15 protein-coding genes are annotated in these 13,736 nt (G+C 63.4%); 1 reads left to right on the top strand and 14 read right to left on the bottom strand.

The window, feature by feature from the left end:
- From IV112_RS18685 to IV112_RS18645, 9 genes are all read right to left on the bottom strand, one after another.
- The coding region (locus tag IV112_RS18685) for a TRAP transporter small permease (RefSeq protein WP_368500643.1) at positions 1-233 on the bottom strand (233 nt) is incomplete at its 3' end.
- 94 nt (positions 234-327) lie between these two features.
- Positions 328-1,332, bottom strand: coding sequence for a TRAP transporter substrate-binding protein (locus IV112_RS18680; RefSeq protein ID WP_304006064.1), 1,005 nt, complete (start codon positions 1,330-1,332; stop codon positions 328-330).
- A gap of 128 nt (positions 1,333-1,460) precedes the next feature.
- On the bottom strand, positions 1,461-1,607 hold the full coding sequence (locus IV112_RS18675) for a hypothetical protein (protein ID WP_304006062.1): 147 nt from the start codon (positions 1,605-1,607) through the stop codon (positions 1,461-1,463).
- 224 nt (positions 1,608-1,831) lie between these two features.
- On the bottom strand, positions 1,832-1,960 hold the full coding sequence (locus tag IV112_RS18670) for a hypothetical protein (RefSeq protein ID WP_304006059.1): 129 nt from the start codon (positions 1,958-1,960) through the stop codon (positions 1,832-1,834).
- Between the two features lie 114 nt (positions 1,961-2,074).
- On the bottom strand, positions 2,075-3,187 hold the full coding sequence (locus IV112_RS18665) for a protein-glutamate methylesterase/protein-glutamine glutaminase (protein WP_304006057.1): 1,113 nt from the start codon (positions 3,185-3,187) through the stop codon (positions 2,075-2,077).
- Entirely contained in the window at positions 3,181-3,642 is a 462-nt protein-coding gene (locus tag IV112_RS18660; RefSeq protein WP_304006054.1) for a chemotaxis protein CheD, read from the bottom strand. Before IV112_RS18660 ends, IV112_RS18665 begins: the two co-directional genes overlap by 7 nt.
- Before the next feature lie 76 nt (positions 3,643-3,718).
- Entirely contained in the window at positions 3,719-4,585 is an 867-nt protein-coding gene (locus tag IV112_RS18655; protein ID WP_304006051.1) for a CheR family methyltransferase, read from the bottom strand.
- Positions 4,586-4,601: 16 nt separating this feature from the next.
- Positions 4,602-5,132 carry a chemotaxis protein CheW gene (locus tag IV112_RS18650; protein ID WP_304006049.1) on the bottom strand — a complete coding sequence of 177 codons (531 nt, stop codon included), beginning with the start codon at positions 5,130-5,132 and terminating at the stop codon, positions 4,602-4,604.
- A 12-nt stretch (positions 5,133-5,144) separates the two neighbouring features.
- A complete protein-coding gene (locus IV112_RS18645) occupies positions 5,145-7,376 on the bottom strand; it encodes a methyl-accepting chemotaxis protein (protein WP_304006046.1) in 2,232 nt (743 codons plus the stop codon).
- Between IV112_RS18645 and IV112_RS18640 the strand changes: the two genes are divergently transcribed.
- On the top strand, positions 7,375-7,560 hold the full coding sequence (locus IV112_RS18640; protein WP_304006043.1) for a hypothetical protein: 186 nt from the start codon (positions 7,375-7,377) through the stop codon (positions 7,558-7,560). The two genes, IV112_RS18645 and IV112_RS18640, sit on opposite strands and share 2 nt — an antisense overlap.
- Before the next feature lie 6 nt (positions 7,561-7,566).
- Here IV112_RS18640 and IV112_RS18635 read toward each other — a convergent pair whose 3' ends face one another.
- From IV112_RS18635 to IV112_RS18615, 5 genes are all read right to left on the bottom strand, one after another.
- Positions 7,567-9,177, bottom strand: coding sequence for a methyl-accepting chemotaxis protein (locus tag IV112_RS18635; RefSeq protein ID WP_438362263.1), 1,611 nt, complete (start codon positions 9,175-9,177; stop codon positions 7,567-7,569).
- A gap of 159 nt (positions 9,178-9,336) precedes the next feature.
- Positions 9,337-11,592 carry a chemotaxis protein CheA gene (locus IV112_RS18630; RefSeq protein WP_304006038.1) on the bottom strand — a complete coding sequence of 752 codons (2,256 nt, stop codon included), beginning with the start codon at positions 11,590-11,592 and terminating at the stop codon, positions 9,337-9,339.
- 20 nt (positions 11,593-11,612) lie between these two features.
- Complete coding sequence (locus IV112_RS18625; RefSeq protein ID WP_304006036.1) at positions 11,613-11,936, bottom strand: STAS domain-containing protein; 324 nt, start codon at positions 11,934-11,936, stop codon at positions 11,613-11,615.
- A 20-nt stretch (positions 11,937-11,956) separates the two neighbouring features.
- Positions 11,957-12,325, bottom strand: a complete 369-nt coding sequence (locus IV112_RS18620) for a response regulator (protein WP_024300513.1) — start codon at positions 12,323-12,325, stop codon at positions 11,957-11,959.
- Between the two features lie 13 nt (positions 12,326-12,338).
- Positions 12,339-13,490 (bottom strand): methyl-accepting chemotaxis protein, encoded by a 1,152-nt coding sequence (locus IV112_RS18615; RefSeq protein WP_304006032.1) that lies wholly within the window; start codon positions 13,488-13,490, stop codon positions 12,339-12,341.
- Positions 13,491-13,736: the final 246 nt, after the last annotated feature.

Genomic DNA, 13,736 nt, shown 5'->3' with positions numbered 1-13,736 from the left:
TGGATGCCGGTGCGCACGCCGTAGGCGGCGCCGAACTTGGCCATCCAGACGAACAGGATGATGCACAGCTCCTGCGCCCAGCCGAGATTCAGCGACAGCAGCCAGTCCTGCAGGCCGGGCACGTCGAAACCGGCGGCGTAGCGATGCACGACGGACACGAAAATGATGATGGTGGCCACGCCTATCAGCAGCGTAATGAGCCACTCCTCGATATGGTCGAGTATTCGGAGCACGGTGGTCTCCCGATGAAGTGAGGGTGATGCAGTGTGCGCGCGTGCGCGCCGGGATGCGACACGTGCGGCGGACGCCGCACGTGTGCGGGGCGGATTACAGCTTCGACGGATCGAACTGGGTTTCCTTGTAGATGGCCTGGATCAGGTCGGCGCCCATCCGGCTTTCCATCTTCTTGTGCACCGGCACCAGCGCACGCTTGAACGCCAGGCGCTCTTCCGCCGTCGGCACATAGACCTGGGTCCGGCCGCTCTTGCGCACGCCTTCGAGCGCAGCGTCGTTCTCTTCCTTGGCGATCTTGTTGGCGTAGCTGGTGGCTTCCTTCATCGCCGTGTCGAGCTGACCGCGCACGTCGGCCGGCAGGCCGTCCCAGAACTTCTTGTTAACGATGACGGCGTAACCCAGATAGCCGTGGTCGGTCACCGCCATGTGCTTCTGCACCTCATGCATCTTCTGCGTGTAGAGGTTGGAATGCGGGTTCTCGGTACCGTCGACCACGCCGGTCTGCAGCGCCTGATAGACCTCGGAGAAAGCCATCACCTGCGGCAGCGCACCGAGCGAACGGATCTGCTCTTCCAGCACCTTGGACGACTGGATGCGCAGCTTTTTGCCCTTCAGATCGGCCGGCGTCTTGATCGGCGTGTTGGCCGAGAAGGACTTGAAGCCGTTGTCCCAGAAGCCCAGGCCGACAATGCCCTTCGGTTCCAGCTTCTTCAGGATGGACGCACCGATCGGGCCCTGCGTGACCTTGTGCAGGTCGGCGTAGCCGTCGAAGATGAAGGGCAGGTCGAACACCTCGAATTCCTTCACGCCCAGCGGGCCGAACTTGGCCAGCGACGGCGCCAGCATCTGCACGGCGCCCAGCTGCAGCGCCTCCATCTCTTCCTTGTCCTTGTACAGCTGGCTGTTCGGATACACCTCGACCTTCACCTTGCCGGCGGTCAGTTCTTCGGCGCGCTTCTTGAAGAATTCGGCCGCCTTGCCCTTCGGCGTCTCGGTCGCCACGACGTGGCTGAACTTGATCACGATGGGCTGCTGCGCCAGCGCAAACGGAGTCAGGCCGAGCGTGAGCAGGCCGAAAAGCATGGAATGAAGTTTCATGGTGTCTCCTCTTGTGTATGAAGGCCACACGGCGCGAACGGCCAATGTGATGTCTGGATTGTGGTCGGCGGGGGTGGCTGCGGCCATTGTGGATATCCGCAACCGCTCGGTCTGACGAGGAGAACGCGTCAGCGAACGTTGGAAACCAGGAGGACCTTCTCACGCAGCGTGCGATGCAGCTGCGTTGTCACCTCCGCGAAGTCGTCGATGGCGAGCGAAAAGTGGTTCAGCTTCAGCCTGAGCAGCGTCTTCAGCGCTGCCGTGCCCGAGGTCATGGACGTTTCAGTCACATCGAAGGCAATGCGGCCAGCATCGATGCCCGCCCGCGCAGCATGACGACCGTCAGTAGCGCGACCTGGCCACTGCGTTCCGCCACGCCGATGACACGAAATCGCCGACCTGCGCGCGCGGATCGCGACAGTCAGACAATCAGGCGATCAGGCGGGATGGGGTTGCGCATGGTGGCCAGCAGGTGCAAGCCCAGCTCGGACACCATGGTTTAAACGGAATCGAGCAGGATGGCCTCGCGCGCACTGGTGATGATCACCCCGGGCCGGAAACCCGAGGAGGCCATGCGATGCAGCAGCTCGACGCCGTCCATCACCGGCATTTCCAGATCCACCAGCACGACGGCCGGCGGGCGCGTCAGCGCCTGTGCAGCTTCCTCAGCACCTCTTCTCCGTTCGCCCCCTCCTCCACTCCCGTTACCCCGGCTTCGTTCAGCAGCGTCGGCGGATTCGCTTCACTTGCCATAACGGTTGATCATTCCGGGGATCTGATCGAGTCCGATCACGTGCTCGACGGCACCGAACCTGATCGCTTCCTTGGGCATGCCGAACACCACGCAACTGGCTTCGTCCTGAGCACATGTCATGGCCCCGGCGTCGCGCATTTCCTTCAGTCCGCGCGCACCGTCGTCACCCATGCCGGTCATGATGATGCCCAGCGCGTTCTTGCCTGCATACTTGGCAACCGACCGGAACAGCACATCGACGGACGGCTTGTGGCGGTTTACCAGCGGGCCGTCGCTGACCTCGACGACGTACTGGGCACCGTTACGCCTGAGCATCATGTGGCGTCCGCCCGGCGCGATGAGTGCAACGCCCGGCATCACGCGGTCGCCATTCACAGCCTCCTTGACATGAATTTCGCAGATGCCGTCCAGACGCGCCGCGAAGGCGGCGGTAAAACGCTCCGGCATGTGCTGAACGACGACGATGCCGGGCGATACGCGGGGCAGCTGCGTCAGCACCGCTTCAAGCGCCTGTGTGCCACCGGTCGAGGTGCCCAGCGCGATGAGCTTTTCGGTCGTCATCCGCATCGCCTCGCCGGTCACCGGCGGCAGCATGACGTCGGCCGTGAGTTTAGGACCGGACTTGGGCCCGCTCATCGGTGCGATGCGAGCGCGACCGACGCGGGCGCGCGCTGCCGCCTTCACCGCATCGGTCAGCGCCTGGGCAGATTCATGCAGGAACTGCTTGATCCCGAGCTTGGGCTTGGTCACCACACTGATCGCGCCGGCGGCCAGCACTTCCATCGTGGTCTCCGCCCCCTTCTCGGTCAGCGACGAACAGACGACGATGGGCGTCGGTCGTTCGGCCATGATGCGGCGAACGAAGGTGACGCCGTCCATGCGCGGCATTTCGACGTCGGTCACAATCACGTCCGGCCACTCGACCTTCAGCCGTTCGAGTGCGATCAGCGGGTCCGGCGCGGTGGCGATGACGCGTAGCAGGGGATCAGCGGACAGCAGTTCCGACAGCACCTGACGCACGACCGCCGAATCGTCGACGATCAGGACGCGAATGCGTGCCCCCGCCGACGCAGGCGGTTTGACCGCAACCGGGCTCAGCATGCAAGTTCTCCGTAGGTACTGACACCGGCGCCCGACCGAGGGCCATCGTGGCGCATCCACACCACGCCGCTGCTCACATCCATCATCAGCACGCGCTGACCGTATCCGCCGGTGTGTTCGGCCACCGGCCGGACACCCAGCGCGTCGAGCAGCGCGCGAGCACGCCGCACGTTCGCTTCTCCTATCGGCATGTTGTTGCTGCCGGCGATTCCGGGAAACATATTGCCCCCGCCAAAAAGCTTGAACTCGTAATCGAGCTCGCGCGTACCGAAACGGCGCGCTTCACGAATCATGGACTTCATCGCGCCATCGGCAAAACGCGCGCTCAGTCCGTCGCCGCCCAGATCGGCGCGGGCGTTGCCGGGCAGCATGAAGTGGCACATGCCGCCTATCCTCAGGGCGGGGTGCCACATCGTGATGGCGACACAGGAGCCCAGCACCGTACGCAGACACATGGTCTCGTCTCCGAAGAACAGATCTCCGGGCTTCAGGTAAATTTCGGTGCGTACAGGCGGCCTCATGCACATGTCGTCACTTGAGGCGGTAAATGGACGGCTTGACGATGTCCACGCGATCCGTGACGCCATGCAGGTTTTCCGAGTGACTCACGAACACGTGCCCGCGCGGCTTGAGTTTGGTCAGGATGCGCGCCATGACCTGTCGCTTGGTATCCGGGTCGAAATAGATCATCACGTTGCGCACGAACACGATATCGAACATGCCGATATCCGGCAGCGTTTCGTTCAGGTTGATCTGTGCGAACGACACCCGCTCGCGCAGCGGACGGTCGATCAGGAAAGTGCCCTCCTGCGGGCCGGTGCCCTTCAGGCAGAAGCGCTTCAGGAAAGCGGGCGGAATCTTGTCCGCGCGGGTCATCGGATAGTGCGCACGGCGTGCGGTTTCGAGTACGCGCGTACTCAGATCGGAACCGAAGATTTCCCAGCGCCGCCCCATGCCCAGCGTGTCGGCAAGCACCATGGCCAGCGTATAGATCTCTTCGCCCGAGGAACTGGCGGCGCTCCAGATGCGCAGCGGCTCGCTGCCTTCGAAGCGCGCAAGGATCTGCTCGGCGAGAAAGGTGAAATGAGCGGGCTCGCGGAAGAAATAGGTTTCGTTCGTCGTCAGCAGATCGATGGCGACCTGCAGTTCGCCCGGCCGGCTGCCATCCATCAGCAGTTCGAAGTAATCCTTCCAGCCACGCACGCCGCAAGGACCGAGCCTCTTGGAAAGACGCCCCACGAGCAGCGTCTTCTTGTGGTCGGCCAAGGCGATGCCTGCCGTTTCGTGCAGCCAGCGCTGAAAGCGACGGAAGTCGATGTCGCTGATCGACGGGATGACGAACGCCGCATCCCTGGCAGCGGACCGGCTTCCTGCAAGTTCGGTTGCGGCGGTACTCATGCGGCAGCCCTCATGCTCAGCCGGCTGCCTTCATGTCATTGACTGCCGCCATGTCCTCGCCGGCGAGCACGCGATCGATGTCGAGCATGATCACGAAGCCCTCGTCGAGCTTGCCCATGCCGGCGATGAAGTCCGCTCTCACCTTCGCACCGAAGGACGGCCCGGGTTCCACCGACTGCGGCGGAATGTCGACCACCTGGCTCACCGCATCGACGATGATCCCCATGTCCTGTGCCTCGCCGTCGTTCGCCACCTCGACGATGACGATGCAGGTCCGTCTGGTCACCGAGGCGCTTTCGGCGCGCAAACGGTTTGCCAGATCGATCACTGGCACCACTCGACCACGCAGGTTGATCACGCCACGGACGAAGCCCGGCATCATCGGTACTTGCGTAACACCGCCGTACTCGATGATTTCCTTCACCGACAACAGACCCAGCGCGTAGCTCTCCTCGCCCAGCCTGAAAGTCAGGTACTGCTGTTGCTGGTCCGCTGCCACGTCGTCGTCATCGACCACGGTCAGCGCCAGCGAATGGCGTCCATTCATATCGCCCACTCCCTAGAAACGTGTGAAATCGCTTTCGCTCGCGCTTTCAAGCGCCAATCCGCCGCGCGCGTGAACGCTGCGCACCGGAGCGCGGCGCGCGGGCAGTTCATTCGCGGCCTGGCTGGTTGCGAACTTGTCGCCATGCAGGCGGAACACCGACATCGCCTGCTGCAGTTGCTGCGCCTGGCCGCTCATTTCCTCGGCTGTCGCCGCCAGTTCTTCCGACGCCGATGCCGTCTGCTGTACCGTCTGGCTCAGCTGGTTCATCGCGCTGTTGATCTGCGACACGCCACTCGCCTGCTCGCCCGACGCCGCCGAGATCTCCTGCACCAGATCCGACGTCCTCTGGATCGACGGCACCAGCTGCTGCAGCACCTCGCCCGCTCGCGCCGCAACCTTCAGCGACTCGTTCGCCACACCGCCGATCTCCTGCGCCGCAACCTGCGAGCGCTCCGCCAGCTTGCGCACTTCCGTCGCCACCACCGCAAAGCCCCGACCGTGACTGCCCGCACGCGCCGCTTCGATCGCCGCGTTCAGCGCCAGCAGATTCGTCTGGTAGGCAATGTCGTCGATGATCGAAATGCGCTCGGCAATCTTGCGCATCGCTTCCACCGTCTGCTTCACCGCTTCACCGCCCTCGGCCGCTTCGCGCGAGGCCTGCGTCGCAATGCCGTCGGTCACCCGTGCGTTCTCGCTGTTCTGGTTCACCGATGCCGACATCTGTTCGATCGACGCCGACGTCTCCTCGACACCCGCCGACTGCTCGCTCGCCCCCTGGCTCAGCGACTGTGCCGTCGCCGACACCTCTTCCGACGCGCTCGCAAGACCGTTGGCGACACCGATGACCTCGCCTATGGTCTGTGACAGACGGTCGCTGGTGCTGTTGATCGAGTTCTTCAGATCCAGCAGCTTGCCGCGATAGTCACCGTGGACACGGGTGCTCAGGTCATTGCGCTCCATCGCCGCCAGCACGGACATCACTTCGTTGACCGGGTTGATCACCGCGTCCAGCGTGTCGTTGATACCCTGCACGATGCGATGGAAGTCTCCCTTGTGCCGACTCGAGTCGGCACGCTTGTCCAGGTCGCCCACGAGCGCGGCGCGGCACAGCATGTCGGTGTCGGCGACCAGCGCCTTGATGTTCCCGCGTACCTGCTCGATGGTGTCGTTGATGAAGGCTTTCTTGCCCGGCAACTGTTCCATCGGTGCATCCATATTCCCTTCGCCGAATGCCTTGAAGCAGGCCATCGCCTTCTTCTTCACCGCGATGTGGCCGGACACCATCTGGTTCACGCCCTGGGCCATGGTCCGATAAGCGCCCTTGAAGCGGCCCTCGTCCATCATCACGTCGATATCGCCACGGTCGTGCTCGGCCGACATGTGGTTCATGTCGGCGATGAAGTTCTTGATGTTGGCGCGCACCTGTTCGATGGTGTCGTTGATGAATGCCTTCTTGCCCGGCAACTGTTCCATCGGCGCATCCATGTTGCCTTCGCCGAATTCCTTGAAACAGGCCATCGCCTTCTTCTTCACCGCGATATGGCCGGACACCATCTGGTTCACGCCGTGCGCCATGGTCCGGTAAGCGCCCTTGAAGCGGGCCTCGTCCATCATCACGTCGATGTCGCCACGGTCGTGCTCGGCCGACATGTGATTCATCTCCGCGATGAAGTCCTTGATGTTGGCGCGCACCTGTTCGATGGTTTCGTTGATGAAGGCCTTCTTGCCCGGCAACTGCTCCATCGGCGCATCCATGTTGCCCTCGCCGAATTCCCTGATGCAGGCCATCGCCGTCTTCTTCACCGCGATGTGGCCGGCCACCATCTGGTTCACCTGTTCGGCGACGACACGGAAGTCTCCGCCGAAGCGGCCAACGTCGATCGTCACGTCGATATCGCCCCTGTCGTGTTCGGCCGACATCCTGCCCATCTGCTCCATCAACAGACCGAGATTCGCCGACACCTGGTTCAGCGAAGCGGCAATGCTGCCCGCCGGAGCGCCGGCAAACCCGGCAGCAGCCGAGAACTCGCCGGCTGCGAGCTTTCCGGCCGCCGCGGCAAGGGCTTCCGGGTCGCCGCCGAACACGCCGTTGCGCAAGCGGAGCAGAAGCCAGCCGGACAAGATCGTCAGGACAACGATCGCGCCGGTCAGCGCCAGAAGCAGCGTGCGCCCTGCACTGGCCGCCTCACTGGCTGCACGCGCATCGGCACCCGAGGCGGCCGACAGTCCGAGAAGCTCGTCCATGCTGCCGAATCCGGACCACACTGCAGCGCCGGCCAGTACGCATAGCGCTGCGCATGCCAAGCCTATGCGGGTCGAGAATTTCACGCCCGAAGCATTTTTCATTATCCAGTTCTCCGATCCATTCGAAGCGATGAACGAGCCAGACCATCCGCCGTCGCGATCGCTGCGCGACGGCAAGCTTTGAAAACAATCAGAATCGGGCGAAATCCGCCTCCGCAGGCATTTCCGACGACGCCATGCCGATGCGTGCCGAAGACGACCGGACCGTCGTCCGACGCGACGACAGGGTCTGCGCCGATGCGTTGTCGCGCAGGCGGAAGAAGGCCATCGCCTGCTGCAGTTGCTGCGCCTGGCCGCTCATCTCTTCTGCCGTCGCCGCCAGTTCTTCCGACGCCGATGCCGTCTGCTGCACCGTCTGGCTCAGCTGACTCATCGCGCTGTTGATCTGCGACACGCCACTCGCCTGCTCGCCCGACGCCGCCGAGATCTCCTGCACCAGATCCGACGTCCTCTGGATCGACGGCACCAGCTGCTGCAGCACCTCGCCCGCTCGCGCCGCAACCTTCAGCGACTCGTTCGCCACACCGCCGATCTCCTGCGCCGCAACCTGCGAGCGCTCCGCCAGCTTGCGCACTTCCGTCGCCACCACCGCAAAGCCCCGACCGTGACTGCCCGCACGCGCCGCTTCGATCGCCGCGTTCAGCGCCAGCAGATTCGTCTGGTAGGCAATGTCGTCGATGATCGAAATGCGCTCGGCAATCTTGCGCATCGCTTCCACCGTCTGCTTCACCGCTTCACCGCCCTCGGCCGCTTCGCGCGAGGCCTGCGTCGCAATGCCGTCGGTCACCCGTGCGTTCTCGCTGTTCTGGTTCACCGATGCCGACATCTGTTCGATCGACGCCGACGTCTCCTCGACACCCGCCGACTGCTCGCTCGCCCCCTGGCTCAGCGACTGTGCCGTCGCCGACACCTCTTCCGACGCGCTCGCAAGACCGTTGGCTCCGCCGTTCACCTCGGACACGACGGATTCAAGCTTGACCACCATATTCTTCATCGCCTGCAGCAACTGACCGGTTTCATCTTTCGACGTCGCGTCGATGGACATGGTCAGATCGCCTTCTGAAAGACGGTTGGCGACATCGACCGCGACGCCCAGCGGCTTGGTCACGCTGCGGCTGATCAGAAGGCCCAGGGCAATGCCAACGATCATGCCGCCGATGATCAATATGATCATGGTCGTGCGACCGCTCTCGTAGATCTGGGTCGTCTCATTCGACGCCTGCAGGGCGCGCGCCTCCTTCGACTTGGTGAGCGCGGTCAGCGTGTCATCGAGAACGTTCGCATTCTTCCGGACGTTGTCGAGGGTCTCGGTCAGCACCGCATCCTTGTGCGCAAGGTCCTGCGTGCGGATCAGCGTCGTAGCGCGCTGCATCTCCTGCTGATAGGCCGTCCACGTCGAATCGAACACGGAGAAGAGCCGCTTGGCCTCGTCGGTGACGAACAGGTCCTTCGACTTCTGCACATAGTCCTGAATCGCCGCGGAGTACTTGTCGATGGCGGCCAGATGCCGCTCACGCTCCTCCTTCGTATCGGCGAGCAGGGCATTGCCCCGGGCGCGGCCGATGTAGATGAGGTTGATGTTTGCCTCCTTGATGTACGAGAGGCCAAGCAACTCCTTGTAGTAAAGATCATCCGCCAGCGCGTTGATCTTTCCGGAGTTCGAGATTCCGACCCAACCCACAACAGCGGTGATGATCACCAGAGCGACAAACGCGAGAATCAGTCGGATCCCGATCTTCATGTTGGACAACATGGCTACTACTCCTTCCTTCGACAGCATTCAGAATCGGCCTGGAGCTCCAAGAGTCCGGCAAAGCCAGGTCCGAAAAAATCCATTTCGGCTTCACCCCCGACCTGCAAGGCTCCACCACGTATGCATTACACCTGCGGTCTGGCGCCGTCAGCTCGGCGCGCTCATCTCCCGCGAGTTCTGCCCCTGCATTTCAGTGATGCCCGCCGCGGTCATGCCGGTACTGCCGGCCATCTTCATCAGCCCCGCGACATCGAGGATGAGCGCAATCTCACCGCTGCCGAGAATGGTCGAGCCGCTGACTCCGCGCAGTGCGCTGAACAGCTTGCCGAGCGGGCGGATGACGGTCTGGTGTTCGCCCATCAGTTGATCGACGACGATGCCGGCCTTGGTTTGCCCGAAGTGGACGACCACCACGTTCTCGCGTCGCTCGGGGGCCGGACTGTCGATATCGAAAACCTCGCGCAGCCAGAGCAGCGGCAGCACTTCGCCACGCATGTCCAGATAGCCTCGGCTACGGGCGGCATCGCGGATCGAGCCGGCCAGTTCGACGCACTCGACGATCATGTCGACCGGCAGCACGAAGCTCGCCTTGTCGATGCCGACGCGGAAGCCATCGATGATGGCCAGCGTGAGCGGCAGCCGGATCCGGATGCGCGTGCCCTTACCCGGCTCGGTATCGATATCGACCGTGCCGCGCAGCGCTTCGATGTCACGGCGGACCACGTCCATGCCGACGCCGCGGCCCGAAAGATTGCTCACCTGGTCGGCAGTTGAAAAACCGGGGGCAAAGATCAGACGGTCGATCTCGCGCTCGCTGAGCTGGGCGTCCTCGGCCACCAGCCCGCGCTCGATCGCCTTGCGCAGGATCTTCTGACGGTTCAGGCCGCCGCCGTCGTCGGCCACGTCGATCACGATGCTGCCTGCCTCGTGATAGGCGTTCAGCATGACCTTGGCGCGCGCCGGCTTGCCGGCGGCAAGACGGACCTCGGTGGCTTCGATGCCGTGGTCCATCGAGTTGCGGACCAGATGCATCAGCGGATCGCCGATGCGCTCCACCACGGTCTTGTCCAGATCGGTCTCGCCGCCGCTGATCTGCAGCTCGATGTCCTTGCCCAGCTCGCGACTGACGTCGCGCACGACGCGCTGGAAGCGCTGGAAGGTGGCGCCGATCTGCACCATGCGCAGCGACAGCGCCTGGTCGCGCACCTCCTCGACCAGACGCGTAAGTACTTCGCTCGCTTCCGTGAGTTGAGCCTGGGCAAGCATCTGCGCAACGTTCTGCACGCCGGCGCTGGCCACCACCAGTTCGCCGACCAGTTCGATCAGCTGATCGAGCTTGTCCGCGTCGATGCGCAGCGAACGGGCTTCCTGCGCCTTGGTGTCCTTGACCTGCTTCTGCTTGACGAGCGCAGCGTCGACCACGCCGGCGCCCACCGCTCCGCTCTCGATCAGTATCTCGCCCAGCTGCGGCGGTGCTGCCGACGGTCCGCCATCACCTTCAGCGCTGACAGCGGACGCCGCTTCCGACTGCAGCGACAGGCCGCGATCGAGTTCGGCGCGGGTCAGCGCGCCGCTGAGCACGAGCATCTCGCCCAGCTTCAGCTCGTCCTCGGGCAGCGCACGCAGAACGCTGATGTACTCGGAAATCTGCGAGCGCGGCGGAATGATGTGAAGCACGCATTCGTCGCGAACGAACTCGAACACGCCCTCGATTTCCGCCTTCGATGCCTCGCTGCGGAAGTCGATCTCGAAGCCGAGGTAGCAGGACTCCGGGTCAAGCTGCAGCCACTGAGGCAGCGCGTCGAACAGGGTGTCGAGGTGAACGATTTCACCCAGCGTGCACAGATACCTTATGAAGGACAGCGGATCCATGCCGCCACGCAGCACGTCGGCCCCAAAGCGGATCGACAGATGCCAGTTCTCGTTCGCGCAACTGTCGGAAACAGCCGACTCGCTGCGGCTGACATCCGCCGAAGCAGCGACCACGGCTGTCGCGGCGGGCTTGTCCGGCTGCTTGCCAAGCAAGGCAAGCAGGGCCGCCATCTGCGCTTCGCCTTCTGCGCGCTGGGCGGCGTCGAGTTCGCGCTTTTCGGCCACCGCGCGCACCAGCGCGCCGATATGGTCCTTGTTGCGCAGAAGCAGGCCGATCACGTCATTGCTGACCTGCATCTGGCCGTCGCGGACGCGGTCGAGCACGCTTTCGACCTCGTGCGTGAAATGAACGACATCGTCGAATCCGAACACACCCGCCGTACCCTTGATGGTGTGCGCCGCGCGGAAGATATCGTTGATCAGTTCGTCGTTGTCCGGCTCGCTTTCAAGCTGCAGCAGGGATTCCTCCATCCGCGTCAGCAGTTCGTCCGCTTCGGCGAAGAAGGCCTCGAGGGCGGGTTCGAGATTCATCGGTGAATTCCTCGTCCTGTTCAGGCAGCCTGCGCCGGCATCACCAGCGGGTCGCCGAACACGTGGCTCAACTGCAGCAGTTCCATCACTTCGAGCATGGCTTCGCTGTGCGCCACCAGTTCGAAACTGTGCCCCTGCTTCTCGGCCGCCCGTTTGGCTGCCAGCAGCAACTGCACGCCGCTGCTGTCCACCTCGCTGACCTGCGCAAGATTGACGCGCAGATCGCGCCGTTCCGACAGCGCACGCGTCAGGAAGCCGTAGGCTTCTGCAGCACCGTATATGGTCAGTTCGCCGACCACCTTAAGTTCGGTCACGTCACCGTCGTCGGTGCGTTCGATTTCCATGTCGTCGGCTCCGCTTCGCTTCAGGGCAGGCAGAGCTTGGACACGGCCATCAGCATCTGGTCCGGCTTGAACGGCTTCACCATCCACGCCTTGGCGCCGGCCGCCTGGCCTTCGGCCTTCTTCGACTCCTGGTTCTCGGTGGTCAGCATGATGACCGGCGTGAACTTGTAGGCCGGCAGCTTGCGCATTTCCTTGACGAAGGTGATGCCGTCCATGTTCGGCATATTCACGTCGCTTACCACGAGGTGCACCTTCTGGCCGGTGAGCTTGGACAGCGCGTCCTTGCCGTCGCAGGCCTCGAATACGTCATAGCCCGCGCCCTTCAGCGCGATGCTGACCACCTGGCGCAATGACGACGAGTCATCCACGACCATGATTGTCTTTGCCATGTGTCACTACTCCTCAAAAGAAAACGAGATCGTCGCTGGCCGTGCTGGACGCACCACCCGAGCCGCCGTGATTGCCGCGCTCTTCGGGCGTGGTGTAGCTGCGTTCGAGGTTGGCGACCAGCGGCCGCAAGTCGGGCGCCTGATCGGCGGGGATGGCGGCCACCTGCTGCTCCAGTTCGTCCAGGCTTTCGCAGACGTGGGCGAGTACCTGGTCGATGCGATCCTGGAACTGCAGGTGCGGCAGGGTTTCAGCGATCTCGTGCTGGATGCCTTCTGCCTGGCGGCGCAGTTCGGCGTTGGACGCGGCCAGCACGTCGAGCAGCCCGGAGAAATCGCCGAGCACCCCCTGGATGCTGGCTTCGGAAACCTTGAAGGATTCGATGTCGCGGCTGGTCGAGCTCTCGACCAGACGAGCAGACGCCAGGATGGCGTCGCTGACCAGCTTCGCCTTCTCGGCGATCTTCTTGCCGGTATCGCCCGACGCCGTCGACAGCTTGCGCACCTCGTCGGCCACGACGGCAAAGCCGCGACCGGCCTCGCCGGCGCGGGCGGCTTCGATGGCGGCGTTGAGGGCAAGCAGATTGGTCTGGTCGGCAACCTGCTGCACCGAGGTTGCCATGCCGCGCAGATCGTCTGCGTAACTGGCCAGTTCGCGTATCTGCGCGAGCACGAGATTCTTGTCTGTGAGCGCGCCGGACATGCTGTCCAGCACCTGGGTAAGCTGCGTCTGGGAAGTCTTGAGTACGGTATCCACACCGCCTTGCGCAGCCGACGATCCCGCTCCGGACGAGGCTGCAACGGCCGCGTCGAGCTTGGATACGAGACCGGAGAAGCGCTGGATCAGCTCGCCGATGGCCACCTCGGCCTGCTTGCGCACGCCGTTGATCTGTCGCTTCCAGATCGGCGCCGCCTCGGACGACACCAGTACCAGACTGCCGTGCAGGGCTTGCGCAAGCGGATCGGGTTCCGGTGCTCGCTGGGCGACCGCAGCGGGTGCGACCACATCGCGGCGACCGAGCACGATCATTGACCACAGGAGACCGCAGCCCGCGGCGATGCCGACCGTCAGACGCACCCAGAGAGGCATTTCGATCGGCGCAACCGCCCAGGCTCCGACCAGCGTTGCGACCACCGTGTGGGTCACGCTGACTATCGTTCTGTTCAACTCACTCTCCCGTTTCGCATGGCAGACATTGACGGGCCGGGCCTTGTTACATATGTAATTGACACTGTGGCCACGTTCAGGCTAACGGTCTGAACGCCCATGGACTTTAGGTCGCCCGGACGCATTTTTTTATTGTTCACATACCGCGAGAAACCGCGGATCTACGGGAATTTTTCCCGCCCCATCCAGCGGCCGCGCACTGTGGATATCCGACATCAGCAGCCGCTGCCATGAACGTATGATTGC

Source organism: Methyloversatilis discipulorum (genome assembly GCF_018780585.1).
Classification (GTDB): Bacteria; Pseudomonadota; Gammaproteobacteria; order Burkholderiales; family Rhodocyclaceae; genus Methyloversatilis; species Methyloversatilis discipulorum_B.
Note: the sequence above shows the minus strand (reverse complement) of the source record. Positions and strands in the feature narration are given on the sequence as shown.

What these genes read in the sequence shown, in the direction of transcription:
- IV112_RS18620 (WP_024300513.1), bottom strand. Translation starts at nt 12,325, where the DNA reads ATGGCAAAGACAATCATGGTCGTGGATGACTCGTCGTCATTGCGCCAG.
- IV112_RS18655 (WP_304006051.1), bottom strand. Translation starts at nt 4,585, where the DNA reads ATGAGTACCGCCGCAACCGAACTTGCAGGAAGCCGGTCCGCTGCCAGG.
- IV112_RS18630 (WP_304006038.1), bottom strand. Translation starts at nt 11,592, where the DNA reads ATGAATCTCGAACCCGCCCTCGAGGCCTTCTTCGCCGAAGCGGACGAA.
- IV112_RS18650 (WP_304006049.1), bottom strand. Translation starts at nt 5,132, where the DNA reads ATGAATGGACGCCATTCGCTGGCGCTGACCGTGGTCGATGACGACGAC.
- IV112_RS18665 (WP_304006057.1), bottom strand. Translation starts at nt 3,187, where the DNA reads ATGCTGAGCCCGGTTGCGGTCAAACCGCCTGCGTCGGCGGGGGCACGC.
- IV112_RS18640 (WP_304006043.1), top strand. Translation starts at nt 7,375, where the DNA reads ATGCTGCCGAATCCGGACCACACTGCAGCGCCGGCCAGTACGCATAGC.
- IV112_RS18625 (WP_304006036.1), bottom strand. Translation starts at nt 11,936, where the DNA reads ATGGAAATCGAACGCACCGACGACGGTGACGTGACCGAACTTAAGGTG.
- IV112_RS18645 (WP_304006046.1), bottom strand. Translation starts at nt 7,376, where the DNA reads ATGGACGAGCTTCTCGGACTGTCGGCCGCCTCGGGTGCCGATGCGCGT.
- IV112_RS18680 (WP_304006064.1), bottom strand. Translation starts at nt 1,332, where the DNA reads ATGAAACTTCATTCCATGCTTTTCGGCCTGCTCACGCTCGGCCTGACT.
- IV112_RS18660 (WP_304006054.1), bottom strand. Translation starts at nt 3,642, where the DNA reads ATGTGTCTGCGTACGGTGCTGGGCTCCTGTGTCGCCATCACGATGTGG.
- IV112_RS18635 (WP_438362263.1), bottom strand. Translation starts at nt 9,177, where the DNA reads ATGAAGATCGGGATCCGACTGATTCTCGCGTTTGTCGCTCTGGTGATC.
- IV112_RS18675 (WP_304006062.1), bottom strand. Translation starts at nt 1,607, where the DNA reads ATGACCTCGGGCACGGCAGCGCTGAAGACGCTGCTCAGGCTGAAGCTG.